Annotated in this window: 12 protein-coding genes; 8 read left to right on the top strand and 4 right to left on the bottom strand. The window is 57.3% G+C overall.

The annotated features are described in order from the left end of the window. Nucleotides 1-980: 980 nt before the first annotated feature. The 4 genes from L4X63_RS19345 (at nucleotide 981) to L4X63_RS19330 (ending at nucleotide 5,180) form a co-directional block, all read left to right on the top strand. Nucleotides 981-1,211, top strand: a complete 231-nt coding sequence (locus L4X63_RS19345) for a hypothetical protein (protein ID WP_250680306.1) — start codon at nucleotides 981-983, stop codon at nucleotides 1,209-1,211. Nucleotides 1,212-1,463: 252 nt separating this feature from the next. After that, complete coding sequence (locus L4X63_RS19340) at nucleotides 1,464-2,120, top strand: hypothetical protein (protein ID WP_250680305.1); 657 nt, start codon at nucleotides 1,464-1,466, stop codon at nucleotides 2,118-2,120. A gap of 190 nt (nucleotides 2,121-2,310) precedes the next feature. Continuing rightward, nucleotides 2,311-3,078 carry a PP2C family protein-serine/threonine phosphatase gene (locus L4X63_RS19335; protein ID WP_250680304.1) on the top strand — a complete coding sequence of 256 codons (768 nt, stop codon included), beginning with the start codon at nucleotides 2,311-2,313 and terminating at the stop codon, nucleotides 3,076-3,078. Nucleotides 3,079-3,275: 197 nt separating this feature from the next. Then, nucleotides 3,276-5,180, top strand: coding sequence for a P-loop NTPase fold protein (locus L4X63_RS19330; protein ID WP_250680303.1), 1,905 nt, complete (start codon nucleotides 3,276-3,278; stop codon nucleotides 5,178-5,180). Between the two features lie 228 nt (nucleotides 5,181-5,408). Here L4X63_RS19330 and L4X63_RS19325 read toward each other — a convergent pair whose 3' ends face one another. Further along, complete coding sequence (locus L4X63_RS19325) at nucleotides 5,409-6,227, bottom strand: ParB/RepB/Spo0J family partition protein (protein ID WP_250680302.1); 819 nt, start codon at nucleotides 6,225-6,227, stop codon at nucleotides 5,409-5,411. 331 nt (nucleotides 6,228-6,558) lie between these two features. On the opposite strand from L4X63_RS19325, the gene L4X63_RS19320 reads away from it, so the two are divergent. Both L4X63_RS19320 and L4X63_RS19315 read left to right on the top strand, forming a co-directional pair. Continuing rightward, nucleotides 6,559-7,563 carry a transposase gene (locus L4X63_RS19320; protein ID WP_250680301.1) on the top strand — a complete coding sequence of 335 codons (1,005 nt, stop codon included), beginning with the start codon at nucleotides 6,559-6,561 and terminating at the stop codon, nucleotides 7,561-7,563. Between the two features lie 335 nt (nucleotides 7,564-7,898). After that, the gene (locus tag L4X63_RS19315; protein WP_250680300.1) at nucleotides 7,899-8,687 is read left to right on the top strand and encodes a DUF4384 domain-containing protein; all 789 of its coding nucleotides are present in this window, start codon (nucleotides 7,899-7,901) and stop codon (nucleotides 8,685-8,687) included. 69 nt (nucleotides 8,688-8,756) lie between these two features. On the opposite strand, the gene L4X63_RS19310 is transcribed toward L4X63_RS19315, so the two are convergent. The 3 genes from L4X63_RS19310 to L4X63_RS19300 all read right to left on the bottom strand — a co-directional run bounded on the left by L4X63_RS19310 (nucleotide 8,757) and on the right by L4X63_RS19300 (nucleotide 11,730). Next, on the bottom strand, nucleotides 8,757-10,298 hold the full coding sequence (locus L4X63_RS19310; RefSeq protein ID WP_250680299.1) for a SecDF P1 head subdomain-containing protein: 1,542 nt from the start codon (nucleotides 10,296-10,298) through the stop codon (nucleotides 8,757-8,759). A gap of 273 nt (nucleotides 10,299-10,571) precedes the next feature. After that, the gene (locus L4X63_RS23950) at nucleotides 10,572-10,694 is read right to left on the bottom strand and encodes a Txe/YoeB family addiction module toxin (protein WP_250680298.1); all 123 of its coding nucleotides are present in this window, start codon (nucleotides 10,692-10,694) and stop codon (nucleotides 10,572-10,574) included. A gap of 64 nt (nucleotides 10,695-10,758) precedes the next feature. Continuing rightward, the gene (locus tag L4X63_RS19300) at nucleotides 10,759-11,730 is read right to left on the bottom strand and encodes an ABC transporter substrate-binding protein (RefSeq protein WP_250680297.1); all 972 of its coding nucleotides are present in this window, start codon (nucleotides 11,728-11,730) and stop codon (nucleotides 10,759-10,761) included. 383 nt (nucleotides 11,731-12,113) lie between these two features. On the opposite strand from L4X63_RS19300, the gene L4X63_RS19295 reads away from it, so the two are divergent. Together L4X63_RS19295 and L4X63_RS19290 are read left to right on the top strand one after the other, a co-directional pair. Next, nucleotides 12,114-14,147, top strand: coding sequence for a sensor histidine kinase (locus L4X63_RS19295; protein ID WP_250680296.1), 2,034 nt, complete (start codon nucleotides 12,114-12,116; stop codon nucleotides 14,145-14,147). Then, entirely contained in the window at nucleotides 14,144-15,496 is a 1,353-nt protein-coding gene (locus L4X63_RS19290; protein ID WP_250680295.1) for a sigma-54-dependent transcriptional regulator, read from the top strand. Before L4X63_RS19295 ends, L4X63_RS19290 begins: the two co-directional genes overlap by 4 nt. Nucleotides 15,497-15,593: the final 97 nt, after the last annotated feature.

The raw sequence follows: 15,593 nt of genomic DNA, 5'->3' as shown, positions 1-15,593 counted from the left end.
CTTCATCCTTGAACTGCGGAGAGTAACGGTTGCGAGTCTTCTTTTGTGCTTCTGCTTTCTTCACGGATCACCTCTGTCGCGAACTTTACTCGCTTAACAAGGCGTCCGTCAATGGCGGGCAAGATCATTCTATATCAGCTCTGAATTGGTGACACGTGGCCAGGTTTACTCTGTAGATGGGAAAGACTATGACCCTAGGTGTTTCCATGAGCCGGTCAATTACCACTTACCATATGAAGATCCTGATATGAATGATGCTCATAAGTTTGTAGAGACATTGAAAAAGTTAACGGGTAAATATTACCGACTACCCTCCGAGGCACAGCTTGAGTACATCGCGGTAACTAAAAACGCTGCGCGGTTGAAGAAGCCGAACGTCCTGGTGAGTACAAATGTCTGCGAATGGAGCGAGGACGTAGATCCACGCGAGATATATTGTTTAGAACAAAATCCTAAGGAGTACTGCCGTCAAAGGGATACCTGTAGGTTTGTGGGGCCTGCACCGAAAGGTGACTCGATACTGCATGGGTTTAGGGTTGTCCTTCCCGTAAGGGGCTATAAGGACAGGCAGAGTGGTAAAGGTAAGTCCAGCCACTGATGAATTGACAACGTGGAAAGATGACAAGAGCCCAACCAAATGGGTGGAGACGGTCTCCGCACGTGGTGAGTGTTATCCAGCTTGAAAAAGTTGAGACGCTCCGCCGCTCACCCCGATGTTGGCAAGGTAAAGTGAGGGGGCAAATGTTTGAACGCGTGATGGTCAATCCGAAAAAAGTGAAATTAACAAATGAGAAATGCCTTAAAAATCATGGAGCAAGAATCTGCCTGCCCTCTCGGGTCAACAAACTCAAGCCGGTAACGGTGGCGGAGTGGACCGAGCGGTAGGCGGTCAACGGTAAGGCTGAGAAAAGGACTCGGCTAATCAACCCTGCTAAGTTTGTCAAGTCGACTATTATTCAGCTAAATTAAGAGGCGATAAAATGAAAAATGTGAGAGAAGCTTTACTGAGCCTGCAGGGTAAAAAAGTTAGGTTTTGGAATGACTGTTGGTCAAGGGCTGGGCTTATTATAACTTGCAAAGAAGACTATACCACTGCCTCTCTTAAGGAATATTTAGTCAAAGATGTAGGCGAAGATTGTTTCTTAGTCGCCGATAAAGACGGAAATGAAACCTTGTACAATATCAATTATATATTCCAGATCGATTTTTGATCGCGTTTATACCTCCCAAGCAAGGACATGGGGATGGATATAAGATCATAAGAATCAATTGCCCAAAGACCCAGCAGACAAGGGTACTTCCCCGGGACGTTCTTAAGATTTTGAGATTCTAATCCACGTTGAGCTGCGACTATTAGAATCTTTGTTTCTTAAGAACGTCCATGAGGCGGCCCCGCGAGTCGTGGGTTCTGCCCAATTGGGCTCAATTACACAGTTGGACCTATTAGACCATAGGAGTAGGTGATGGATACGCTGATAGATCAACAAGAAGTAGAACTTATGAAAGACATTTTTGGTTTTATGGGTTCACTTGCGCGCGAAAGTGAACGTGCAGCGGTGATACTCGCCGCCGCTCGAATTGATGTGGACCTTGAGGCCTTGCTTAAGCATGTATTGCTCCCCCACCCAAGCGGTGTTGACTCTTTATTTGACACAGATAGGGCTCTAGGAACTTTTTCCTCTGAAATTGCACTTGCCCATAGACTCGGACTAATATCCCCTGATTTTGAACATGCTTTACAAATGTTGCGAAAAGTACGGAATGATTTCGCTCACGATTTACAAGACCAAGCATTAGGAACTACCCGTCAAAAATCACGCCTTTATGAAATAATTAGATGGGCACATCAATCTGATATCTACCAAACGAATCTTAAAATACTGTTAGAGAGTACTAAGACGCCAGAACATGCTCAATTTGTAGCCTGCACAATTTGCATGGCAGTGCTTCTCAAATGTGGAATATACAGGTTCACTAGGGTCAATTTTGGTCGCCCTTTAGGCTTAAGTAGATCTGCTCGTCCTCCACACCCTTTTTCAAGACCGCCCACTGATGAAGAAGAGGAGTCGAGTGGGTTGCCAAAGAGTAGCCAAGAGCTGGCTTGTGATTCTGAGAGCTGAAGCTGATGGGGCAAAGCAAGGGGACGGTCATGCGTTGCATGCGTTTCTCTATGTAGGGCCGGTCTCGCCATCACGATGAAAGGTAGGTAAACGTAAAGAACGCATGACCGTCCCCTTCGACGTCCCCGTAAGATCGGTTTTCCCTCCACCTTCGAAGTGAGGGTGCTGTGAGGAAAGGGTAGGAGAAACTATGCCGACAGCAACAGTATCAGCGCAGAAGTCCGATCCCGGCCTCCTTCGGCAGAACAATGAGGACTGCGTGTTCAGCGATGACCGGCTGGGGCTCTACCTGCTCGCCGATGGGATCGGGAGGCATAATGCCGGCGAAACGGCAAGTTCTCTCGCCATCGAGACCGTAGCCGCTATCATGCTGCCGGCCCTTGCGGCCGCGGTTGACGACGCACTCGGCAGTCTTATGAAGGGGGCCGTCCAGGCCGCGCATGGTGCGATAAAGGGGAGGGCAGAGGCATCCCCAGCCCTTGCCGGCATGGGAACCACCCTTGTCATCGCAGTCGTCAGAGAAGGTACCGCCTACATCTTGAGCGTCGGCGATAGCCGGGCGTACCGGTTTTCTTCGTGCCCGGGCTCGTTTCCGGAGGGAACGCTGGCGCAGATCGCCTGCGATCAGACTGTAGGTGACGAACTGTTGTCGAGCGGTCTTGACCGGGAGCTGATTGCGGAGCGGCACTTCCACACCCTTACCCAGGCAGTGGGGTGCGGTGAGCCGCCGGTGCCTGAGCTGAAGACCGTGTCGTTGGATGGGCATGACACCCTTTTGCTCTGTTCCGACGGCCTGACCGACATGGTGACCGACGATGACTTGCAGGAGTTGCTGTCCTCTCACGTTGGCACTCTGGAGGCTCTCGCCGACCGGTTGGTTTCCGCAGCAAACGCACGCGGGGGCAGAGACAACGTCTCGGTGGTGCTGGTGCGGATCGCCCAGGGTCGCACAGCGTAGGGTACGGAAGAGGCCGGGGACGGAAGAGGCCGGGGACGGAAGAGGGAACGGTCATGCATTCATGTGTTTTGGGGTTGAACGGGAGACGCAAAGCGAGGTTGTGTTCTGAGAAACGCATGGAACGCATGCCCCCCTTACCCTCCACAAATTATGCTGAGGAACCTTTCTTGGTTCACTAGCTTTGTCAAGAGGTAACAATGACCGAATTGAACCAGCATATAGTGCGGTTTCTTGATTACTACTGTGGACTGGCGCATTCTCCTGAATATGCAGTACTTTTAAAAGGTCCATGGGGGTCTGGTAAGTCTTGGTTTATCAATAAATTCCAAGAAAGGCTGCAAAAAAAAGGAATAAAATCGATTTACGTTAGCTTGTACGGTGTAACATCCTTTTCTGAAATAGAGAGTATTTTTTTCCAGCAGCTTCATCCTGTACTATCCCATAAAGGGATGGCCTTAGCAGGTAAAGTTTTAAAAGGCGCGCTCAAGGCCACCCTGAAAGTAGACCTGGACGTGGACGGCGATTCGGTCTCAATTAACTCGCAAATTCCAGACATAAAGATACCAGATTACCTCAAAAATACTGAAGGGTGTGTCCTGATATTTGACGATCTGGAACGTTGCCCCATGGATGTTCACAATGTTCTAGGCTACATTAACCACTTTGTCGAGCATCAAGGCTTCAAATCGGTGATTATTGCCAACGAGGAAGAGCTATTTAGGCATGATCAAAATCGTGAAAACCTGCAAGCAAAGTATGCTGACGTAAAGGAAAAACTTATAGGTAAAACCTTCCAGGTTGAACCCGATATAGATACTGCCCTCGAAGATTTTTGTGGAAAAGTTAGCGATGAGGAAGCACGACTGTTTTTAGTAAGGAACCGTAAGTTAATTAAGGATATTCACAATGCTTCTGGATACAAAAACCTAAGGCACCTAAAACAAGCCTTGTGGGACTTTGAAAGATTATTTTCAGTTTTGGATTTGTCAGCACAATCTAAAGAAGCTATGTTACAACATTTGCTTCGTGTTTTATTCGTTTTATCATTTGAAATAAAGAGCAATGCGATAAAAATCAATGAAATTCCTGGACTAAAATCTGTTGCCATGACAAACCTATTACACAGAGAACTAACAGAAACTGAAACAAAACTGTCAAATATTGTAAAAAAGTACAATGTGTTATTTGATCCATACAACACTTTATTAGATTATAATACATGGAAATCTATAATAGATACGGGCAAAATAGAAAAAGATATCATTTCAGACCTGCTAGCCAAAAGCATGTATTTTAACGATGAAAACCAAAAAAGTTGGATTAGACTTTGGCATTTCGTGGATCTGACTGACGACGAATTCGATAGTCTGTTGCCACTAGTGCAGGCTGAATTTGGAAGAATGGAGTACGATAGCGCAGGGATAGTATTGCATGTAACAGGAATTTTAATCTACCTATCACGCCGCGGAATCATTAACACAACACATGATGAAATCAAAGAACTGGCTGAGAAGCACATCCTACATTTAAAAACCACCGGAAGATTAGAACAAAAGCAAAAACGTTATTTGGGATTTCTAGATCGTGAACAGTGGGGTGGCCTGTCATTTGCTGAAAAAGATTCAGATGAATTTAAGCAAGTGTTTAAGTTTTACACTGATATGCTAGAAAAGTCACACCTAGAGAAACTACCTCTAATTGCGACTGCTCTAATGGATAAGCTTATTCAGGATGAAAATAAGTTTTATAGCATGGTCACACTGTCAAATGATGAAGATTATGATCTTAGTGAAGTGCCAATCTTCTCATATATTTCACCCGCTGATTTTGTTGAAAGGTTCATAAAGATTCCGCCTCCCAAAAAGTTCACTGTTGCGTACGCAATATGCAGGAGGTATGAAATTCCACATACTATTCACCAACTTGTTGATGAACTCCCTGTATTACGTGAAATAGTGTCCCTGTTAAATGCTAAGCAGCAGGAATTGTCCCCAAAGCTCAGCAGTGATACCCTTAGAAGAATCTTGGATGGACATTTATACAAAGCTCTTGAAGCTTTAACCGAAGCTTACAATAGAGAACCACCGGGGGGACGTAGGTAACTTGGGGCAAAGGCTGGGGCCAGGCTTGCGGTGTTGCAATCTCCGCGGATGATTTTGCAACTTGCCCAAGAGGGAGGGGGCCCATGATTTTATGCGTTTCTCCCCTCCCGAGACGGTAGCGACGCATAATTTCATGAACCTCACCCTTTATCGCCTTTCAAGGATGAAAGGCGTGGTGGGCGCTTCCTCCTCTAGCGGAAGTGCCCACCTCACCGGTTTCGGCAGTGTTTAGGGCGATGGCTGGGCTGCGATCAGTTCGTCGAGGTGCTTGAGGACGGCGTCGATGGTGGACCGGGCGGTAACCATGTCGCCTTTCATCGATTGGAGCTGCGCCGGCTTCAGTTTCCCCAGCGCCACTCCGTCCACTTTCTTCGCAAAGGCGGACACGAACGACACGTCTACCTCCTTCTCCTCATCCGGCTTGGCCGGCTGCACGTCCTTTTCGATCACTTCGCCGGTAATCAACCCCTTGTCCTTGTATTTCTTGTACAGCGCCACCATCTTGGCTCGGCTGTCTGCCTGGGCGATCTTTGCCAGGACTTCAATAGGCGCGCCAGGATTGTTCCGAAGGTCGTCCTTCACGCTGTCCGGCAGTTTGTTGAGCGACAGTAGGGCGTAGGTTTGGGTTGAGCCCAAATTGATCCGGTTCAGCAGGTCGGCAGGCTGGTAGCCATACTTAACCATCAGTGCTTCGAGCGCTTCGGCTTTTTCGATAGCGGTGCATGGCTCACGCACCAGGTTTTCCACCAGCATTACCTCTTCGGGTTTTCCATCGGTCAAGATGGCCGGTATTGTCGATAGCATGGCTAAGGGGGCCGCCAGGCAGCGTCGATACCCCGCCGCGACGCAGAATGTTCCCGGTTGATCGGGGTCAGGATAAACCACGATCGGCTCCATTACCCCATGAACGGCGATCGATTGGGCAAGGTTCGCCAAGGCCTCCTCGTCGAAGTGTGTCCGCATCTGGTTGGGGTTCGGATGGATGAGGACGAGGGGGATGTTGTAGAGCTTCCCCTTTTCGTACTGTTCCGCCGTGGTCGTTGCCATACATGCCACCTCCTGTTTGGAATATTGGTAACCTTTAACATTCTCGCGGCATCTGTCAAACCCGAAGCAAGAAAAAGCCATTTTTCACCGGGACCTGAAAAGAAATAGCTTAACCAACAGAAATAACACAGGAAATTCGGAAAAACCATCGCCGCTTCTCGGCGGACCGTCGGAGCGGTAGTAAATGGCGGGACTGCGGCTATTTGCTCGGAATTACATCGTAATTTGTTGTCGCCATGAGGTCGGCGTGCCCATGACCAGCACCTCCTGGACCGTTGAAACCGGTACACCTTTCGGTTGCCGACAAGGGGGAGGCTGGTAGACTTCCGGCATGCCTACCCTCGCTCGCATAGATCAGGTCGAACTTCTCCAGCACGTCATCGTCAAAGCCGTCACGGGCCAACGGCTCTTCGAGGACGATACCGACCGTGACCTCTTCCTCAGAATCCTGGAACCTCTCCTCACCCGGACGGGGACCAGGTGCCTCGCCTGGGTCCTGCTGCCCGACCACTTCCACCTGCTTCTTCGCCCTACCACGCAAAGGCTCACCACCTTGATGCTGCCGCTCTTGGTCGGCTATGCCCGTGGCTTTAACAAGCGGCACGGCCGCCGCGGGCGCCTGTTCCGCGGGCGCTACAAGTCGGTGGCCTGCGAGGACAACACCCTCAAAGAGTTGGTCCGCTACCTCCACCTCCACCCGTTGCGCTCGGGCGAAGTGGCGAAATACAAGGATCTAGAGAGCCACCCCTGGTGCGGCCATGGTGCGATCATGGGGGCGACGGTGCTGGGATGGCAAAGCGGAGAGGTGCTGGACAGTTTCGGCAGGAAAAGGGTCCGCTGCCTCCTGGCCTACCGCCGGTTCGTGAAGGCGGGCGTGGGGCAAGGCGAGCGGCGGGAGTTGGCCGGGGGAGGAAAGCGGCGGGTGCGAAGGCTAGGCGTAGAGGCGGATCCAACGCGGTGTGACGGGCGAGTTCTCGGCACCAGCGCCTTCGTGCGGGGAATAGAGGAAGCTCAGGAGTGGCAACGGGCGCCGGTGCGGGGGAGGGCGGCGAACATCTTCTCTCGAAACTGCGCAGTGGTTTCGGTAACGGAAGTCGTCGAAAAGGTAGCCGCCGCGATCGGGCTGAGCCCGGAGCAGGTGCGGCAGCGGAGCCGGGCTCCCGAGGTCCGGAAGGCGCGCAGCATCGTCTGTTACCTGGCGTACATACGCAACACTCACCCCGGCAAGGCGGTAGCCGCCGAGCTCGGTGTCGCACACTCGACCATCTGTGCCGGAGCCATGGCGGGAGAAACGTTGCTCCGCAACGACTATCGCCTCCACCACCTGCGGTGGTGAGAGCAGCGCGAGAAGGGGGCAACTCTCTACACGGGGAAGGCGTGGGACGGGGGGGCCGGGAGGGGTGCAAAGCGGGAGAGGAGTATGCGCGGCAGTAGCTGCATGAAAGTTCTTGGCAAAGCAAGTGCAAGGTGATACTCCGTTTGGCGTGTTCTTCGGGAGTCATCACCTGATGGTCAGGGAGTTAACTCTGCATTTCAAAAAGCCGCTTTTTGATCGGCAGGATTGAAGAGGTGGGAGGGGCGGTGGATTCAGTCCGGAAAATAGCTCGCTTATGCAAACTGGCCGCGCGGGTAACCACCGCGATGCTCGTGTGGTCGGCCATTACCCTTTTGATGCCGGGAGCGACGCGTGCCGCTCTTGCCGCTGAGGAACCGGTCGTGGTTGAGGCGGTGGGGGAATCGGTAGGGAGCGACCTGGAGTCTGCCGTCGAGGTGATCCAGCGGGCCAAGCTGGAGGCGGAACGAGCGGCCGTGGAAAGCGCTGTCGGCGTCTTTATCCGCTCCCACACCCTGGTCAGTAACGGCCAGCTGGCCGATGACATGGTTTTTGCCAGAGTCCGCGGCCGCATCGAAAAAGTCGAGGTGCTGAAACAGGAGCGGGACGCGGCCGACCCGAACCGCTACCGTGTAAAGATCAAGGCACTCGTGAGGCCGATCTATCCGAAAGGGGATGAAGGGATCACTATAAAGGCGGCGCTGTCCCGGGACCGTTTACCGGAAGGCGATTTGGTGGAGCTCCATTACCAGGTCAGCTCAGACAGTTATGTCTACCTCTTCGTGGTCGGTGCCGACAACTCGGTGACCCAGCTGCTTCCGAACTCCAGCCTGCGCGACAACTTCACCCACGCCAACCAACTGGTGACCTTTCCACCGCCCGAGACGGGCATCCGGCTCAAAGCCATGCTCCTGCCTGAATTCAAAGCTACCGGTGCCGTGGAGCGGATCAAGATCATTGCCACCAGGCAGGAGGAACCTCTCCTGAGCAGCGGGTTTCAGCAGGGGTTCAAGGTGTACGACGCCAAATCTACCGGCCTGGTCAGCGACCTGCTGAGACGTCTTATGCAGTTAGATCCCGCCGATTGGGGTGAATACACCATCGACTACAAAATCGTGCCTCGCTGACCCCACCAACACCGGCTGCCGCCCCGGCTGGCCTCTGACCGCCGTTCCCTTTACCGGCCGCTTTACCGGTCAGCGCAGACGCAGCTTGCCGATATCCTTGATGGTCGCCAGGCTCGGCGTAATAACCGGCGTCTGTTCGACATTTTGCAACCGGGCGTTCTTTTCCACTTCGGGAAGGAGGTACCGGTACAGCCCTTCCACCGTGATCGACCCCTCCCTTCCCGCTGCAGCAGCTCCCTTCAACCCTTTGAGCAGATAGTAGGTGAAAAGTCCGTGCCCCCGCTTGTCGTACGAGGTGCTGATCTGGCTTGCGCCGGCGGCGGCCAGCACCACCATGTTCTCCTTCAACGGGGGAGGCGCCTCCACCGACATGACCAGCGGGCGCGCGCCTTTGGCCAGCACCGACCGACCTCCGGAGCCGGAGAAACAGGAATCGAGCACGACCACCACCTGTTTGGCCGGGAGCTGGGCGAGTCCCGCGTAGAGCCTTTTCAGCGGATAGGCGGTGGTTTCCAGATAGTTGGGATCGCCATCGTAGGGGACCAGGTACGGCTCGCCGCTGGCCGGATTGGGGGCGCCGTGGCCTGCGTAATAGACGAAAACGGTACTCTGCGGGTTTACCCGGTTCTTAAGCCAGGCCCCCAGGTATTTTTCCAGGTCGGACTTGGTGGCCCTTTCGTTGGGGAGAAAGACGACGTTCTCCTCCGGGTATCCCATGAGCTTGGTCAGGTACAGCTGCACCGTCTTGGCGTCGTGCACGGCAAAATCGACCCCCTTGATGTCCCGATAGGTTTCGATGCCGATGACCACCGCAAAGTTGTCCGTGTGGGGGGGCACCCGGCCATCGGCTACCTCGTCCACATTGACCTCGGGGCCGGTCTGGGGAGGCCCGGCAGAGCCTGCTTCGTGCCGGTCGGCGACCCGTATCGAGGCGGGCAGCACCCCCGACTGGATCGCCTTAGCCAGATCGCGGGCCTCATCAACGGAGAAGCCGCCGGTTACCTGCAGCCGCCCTCCGGTAATCGCGGTACGGATCACCGGGGCGGAGACCACATTGCCGTCGACCGCGATGGCAATTTTCTCTCCGATGGATGCCTCGGTCACCTTGGCAAGGAGCTCGCTCCCTTTCTTGTTTAAAACGAGATCGATGACCGGTATGCCGGCGCCACCGGTATCGACGAAGGTGACCTCGGCACTTTCCACCAGATCCCCGGAGAGGAGCGGCTTCTTTAGGACCAGATAGGGGATTTCTTCCACCTTTCCGTCGCCATCGAGCCTCGATTCGTAGATGGTTTCCGTATCGGCGCGAGTTTCTTCCGGGGAGTTGGCGTCCTTGACCAGTTTGAACTCCAGCCGGGACGGCCTGACGAGAAACTCGATGACCGAATCCAGCTCCGACCCGCTCCGCCCCACACGGAGGGTGATCCACCGCTCTCCCCGTTGCTCAACGGAGCCGTCGGTAATGCCGATCGACTCCAGACGGTTCTTGATCACCTCAACCGAGCGGCGGGTGATCTCTTTGTCGATGAGCCCTTTCCCGGTGGAGGAGATCTCCAGGGTCACCACGCTCCCCTTTTCAACTGCTGCTGCCTTTGCCGGATGTACTGCCAAAGCTGCCACAAGCAACAGCAGGCCAACAAGCCAACTCTGTAATGACCGTCCCACTCTGGTCAGGTGCGTCACTATCATCTCTTCTGTCTCCCTTGGGCAGTTACGGCGGCTGCTAATGCCGGTTACCTTAATCTGCTTGTTCTTGAATAGCAAGAGCCAGCAAGGCCTCCTCGCCGAAGTGTGTCCGCATCTTTCTAGGGGCTCGGATGGACGATGGAGAGGAGGGGGGATTTGAGTATAGGGGAGGGAGCAGTGGCCCGCGGATGTGAAGAGTCAGTAGTGGTAGCGTGCCTGGAGGAAGTCAATACGATCATCGCGGACAAGATAGACAAGGCGGTGTTCTTGGGTGAGGCGGCGGGACCAGACGCCGGAGGAGAGATATTCAAATGCCCCCATCAAGGCTTCCCGTCTGGCTGATGCCGTAGGGCTCGGCGGAGCTGACGAGAGCGGGCTCCGTTGTCTACCTCACCGCAAGGGCGCGCTTGGCCTTCTCCAGGAGATCGGTCTTTACGTACTCCTTCGCCACGGGGGGCTTTGCCATCTTCCCGATCCCGTATTTCGCCATCAGTTCAGTGGTCGTCTGTATGTGCCGCACGGTGATGTCGTAGGTAAACGGTGAATTGGCCACCGCCATACGGTATTCCTGGCTGCTGAGCTGTCCCTTGAACATGCTTTCGCGGACATACTTCTCGGCGAGGGCGGGATTGGCGAGGAAGGTCCTGGTCGCTTCGACGAAACATTTCAATAGCCTCTGGGCGACGTCTTTTTTAGTGTACAGCCGCTGGGTCATGGTCAGGGCCCGGGTCGGATCGCCCAGCGGGGTGTCGAACGGTTTCACGATTTCAACGCCGAACCCCTTGCGGATGGCCTGGGCCGACTGGGGTTCCGATTGACAGATGGCGTCGACGTAATGGGTCAGCAGGGCCTGGTTCAACTCCCCGTAGTTAGGGAGGTAAACCACTTGAACATCCTTGCCGCGCTTGTCGGAGAAGGAGAGGTGGTGTTTGGCCAGTTCCGCCAAAAGGAGCAGCTCCTGGGCTCCCCCCCTGACGGCACCAACCCTTTTCCCCTTGAGGTCTGCTACCGAGTGCCATTTCCGGTCGGAACGCCCCACGATGCGGGCGCCCCCTTTGGCGAACCCCGCCACGATATAAATGGGGATACCTGCGGCACGGGCGGCGACGGCGCCCTCCGCTCCGCTGGCCGCGACATCGATTTCACCCGCCACCATGGCCGGGAAGATGTCGATCCCTTTCGGGAAAAACCGCTCCTCGATCTTCAGGTTGTACTTCGGCGCTATCTCCTTCATGTAGGAAACGGCGCCGAAGTGGGCGAGCTTGAGGTTGCCTACGCGGACGACATCGGCGGCAACGGCGGCGGAACTCTGCGATATGTGGAGCAAAACCAGAATGAAAAGCAGATGCTTTTTCATGACTTGTCCTTTGTTCATCTCTGTTGCCGGCCTGAATGCCGAGATTGGACTGCGCAGTGCCGGGCAAAATACATAATGTACAAATTTTAATGTTAAAGACTGCGCTGTCCAGTCAATGATGTTGAGGGATGGGACCCGGGGAAAGGCGCGGGGGGGGATGGGTAACCAGGGGGGAGGGTGGATGGAAAAATCCCCCCTGTCCCCCCTTCGCAAAGGGGGGGACCGCTCTCCCTGCGGCAATGGGGGCGACGGGCAAACGTTGGCAATTGCGGGTAATGGCGGGCATTAGCGGGGGGCGTACACGCGGGCGGTGTGCGAAAAGCGTTGGCAAAATCGGCGGGAGATATTAGACTGCCGCAGTCCCCTTGCTCAAGAGACGCCGCATGATCGACTCCTTCTACAGGTTTTTCCTTTCCCGCTCGCTACGGACCCACCTCGTCTTGATGGTGCTGCTCCTCTCCTTGCCCGCGGTCGCCCTCATCACCTACTCAAGCTGGCAGCAGCGCCGCGCCGCCCTCAACGAGGGGCTCACCGAGGCCAACCTGCTCGCCCGCGGCATCCTTTCCGAGCAGTACAACCTGACCGGCGACGCCCAGCAGCTCGCCATGGCGCTCGCCCAGCTCGCCGACGTGAAGATGCACCGCGCCGGGGCGGTCAACCGCGTGCTCGCCGACATCATGAGGATCACCCCCGAGTACAGCAACATCGTCATCACCGACCGCACCGGGGATATCTGGGCCTCGGCGCTCCCCTTCAACCAGTCGATCTCCCTGCGGGGAAACCGCGCCTTCGAAAACGCCCTCCGGACCCGGAACTTCTCGTCGGGCGAGGCCGGCCTCGGCAAGATCTCCGGCAAACCCAACCTCGGCTTCGGCTGCCCCTACTTCGGAAGCGGGGGGGAGGTCGCGGGGGCCATCATCATCAGTATCGATTTCGCCCACCTCAACCAGCTCCTCCTGGAGTCCGGGCTCCCGAGCGGGACCTCGTTCCTGTTGGCCGACCACCAGGGGGTGGTGATCTACCGCAACCGCGAGGCCGGACTCCCCATCGGGAGCCGCCTTTCCCGGGCCGAGCTCGCGAGCCTGCAGGGAGAGACCGGCGGGGCCTTGCGCACCGGGGACGACACCATCGTCGCCCACGGCAATCTCAAGCTCCACGGGGAAGAGACGCCGTATCTCTACCTGAGCACGGTGCTCCCGGTCCAGCAGACCATGGTCAATGCGCGCCGGGCCGAATTGACCAGCGTAGCCATCCTCTCGCCGGTGCTCCTCGTGGCCGTGCTGATCGCCACCTTCATCGGCAAGGTCTGCCTGGTCAACCGCATCAGATCTTTGCAGGAGGCGTCCCACCGCCTGGCGGGAGGGGACCTCGGGACCCGGGTCTCGGATGCGGTGCGGGGGGGCGAACTCGGGGAGCTCGGGCAGGCCTTCGACGAGATGGCCTCGCGGCTCGCCGCCCGCGACCGGGAACTGGTGGAGCTGAACCAGGGGCTCTCGCAGCGGGTCGAGGAGGAGACCGAGCGCCGCCTGCAGCACGAGCGCCTGCTCGCCCGCCATGCCCGGCTGGCCGCCATGGGGGAGATGATCGGGGCCATCGCCCACCAGTGGCGCCAGCCGCTCGCCACCCTCGGGGCGGTGATCCAGAGCCTGCGGATGGCCTGGGAGCGCGGCATGCTCGACGGGCGTTTCCTGGAGAAGGCCGAGGGGGACGCCCAGAAGCAGCTTTACTACATGTCCGATACCATCGAGGATTTCCGGAACTTCTTTTCCCCCGAAAAGGTGGAGGAGAGCTTCGACGTGAGGGAAAAGATCCAGGAGGTCATGCTGCTCGTCTCGGCGCAGTTCGCCAACTCCGGGATCGCCTTGCGCCTTAAGGACCGGGCCGGAGGGAGGCCGCTTATCATCCGCGGCTACCATAACGAGTTCAAGCAGTCGGTGCTGAACCTGGTGAGTAACGCCTTCGACGCGGTGGCCGCCCGGTGGGGAAGGGGAGACACCTCCTCCGGCCAGGGGATGGTGGAGATCTCGCTCGACGGAGGTGAGGAGTCGGCCGTCATCGAGGTCTTCGACAACGGCTGCGGCATCCCCGCCGACATCGCCGAGAAGATCTGGGAGCCGTACTTCACCAGCAAGACGGACGGGAAGGGGACCGGCATCGGCCTGTACATGGCGAAGCTGATCGTCGAGGAGAGCATGGGGGGGGATATCTCCTTCCGCTCGGACGAAAACGGCACCGTGTTCCAGGTGGTGCTCCCGCAACAGCCGCAAAGGGAAACCGGGGGCGGCGCTGCTGCGGAGGGAGGCCCCCTCCCTCACGGCCCATCCCCCGTCCCCCGCCCGAAGGGTGAGCGGGGAGCCGGTGGCGGGGCGGTGGGAGGAGCGGTCCAGGTGCGGCCGGAAGGAGAGGAGCCGAGATGACGAGTGAGACGAATGAAAAAAGCGCCCTGAAGGTCCTCTACGTGGAGGACGAGCCGGACCTGCGGGGGCGGATCGGCATCGTGCTGGAGATGTACTTCGACCAGGTGCTGACTGCCGCCAACGGCGCCGAGGCGGCCGACCTTTTCGCCCGCCACCGCCCCGACGTGGTGGTCTCCGACATCATGATGCCGGTCATGGACGGGCTGGAGCTCGCCCGGCGCCTGCGCGAAACCGCCCCCGGGCTCCCGATCATCTTCAGCACCGCCTTCACCGAGACCGGCTACCTCTTGAAGGCCATCGAGCTCGGCATCGCCGCCTACGTCAGGAAGCCTCTCGACTGCCGCGAGCTGGTGGCCGCCATCACCCGGGCGGGCGCCCCCATCCTCCAGGAGCGCGAGCTTGCCCGCCTCCGGAGCCGGGAACAGGCCGCCCTGGAGCTCTTCCTCGGAGAGAGCCCCGCCATGCAGGAGGTGGCCGCCAAGGCCCGCCGCATCGCCGGCACCGGCTACTCCCTCGTCATCCAGGGAGAGACCGGGGTGGGGAAATCCCACCTCGCCTCGCTGATCCATTCGCTGAGCGAGCGGCGGCACCACCCCTTCGTCCCGGTCACCGTCAGCTCCCTGGCCGACACCCTGGTGGAAAGCCAGCTCTTCGGACACGTGAAGGGGGCCTTCACCGGTGCCGCCACCGCCAAGAGCGGCCTCTTCGAGGAGGCCAGCGGAGGGACCATCTTCCTCGACGACATCGACTGCGCCTCCCCCGCGCTGCAGGCGAAGATCCTCCAGGTGGTGGAGCAGAAGTGGTTCTTCCCGGTCGGGGGGACCAAGCCGGTGACGGCCGACGTCCGCATCATCGCCGCCACCAACCGCGACCTCATGGCCGAGGTGAGGGAAGGGCGCTTCCGCGAGGACCTCTACTACCGGCTGGCCGACCTGGTGGTCGTCGTCCCCCCGTTACGGGAGAGGGGCGGGGACATCCCCGTTCTCGCGCGCACCTTCCTGAACGAGATCTCCGCGGAGTTGCGGCGGGTCCCGCCCCGCATCGGCCCCGAGGCGCTCATGATGCTGACCCGCCACCCCTGGCCGGGAAACGTCCGGGAGCTGAAGAGCGTCATGAAGCGCGCCGCCCTCTTCGCCGGGGAGACCCTCGGATCCGAGGAGGTCTCCCGCCTCCTCGCCGCCGCCCCCGATGCCGCCCCCGGCTCTTCTCCCCGGACCCTGGAGGAGATCAAGCGGCAGGCCGTCCGCCAGGCGCTGGAGGCGACCGGCGGGAAAAAGATGGAGGCCGCCCGCCTTTTGGACGTCGAGTACGGGAGCTTCAAACGGATGCTCGAGAGGTACGGTCTCTAGCACTCCTCATTTTGCCCACCCCGGGGAGCCCCGCACTCCTCACTTTGCCCACCCCCCTCTCCCCGGCCATCCGCCGGAACTCAGTCATTGCAGCACC

Origin of the sequence: Geomonas sp. Red32 (assembly GCF_023652955.1) — a bacterium.
In the GTDB taxonomy this organism is placed as follows: Bacteria; Desulfobacterota; Desulfuromonadia; order Geobacterales; family Geobacteraceae; genus Geomonas.
The sequence above is the reverse complement of the archived record's forward strand: the minus strand, read 5'-3'. Positions and strand labels throughout refer to the sequence as shown.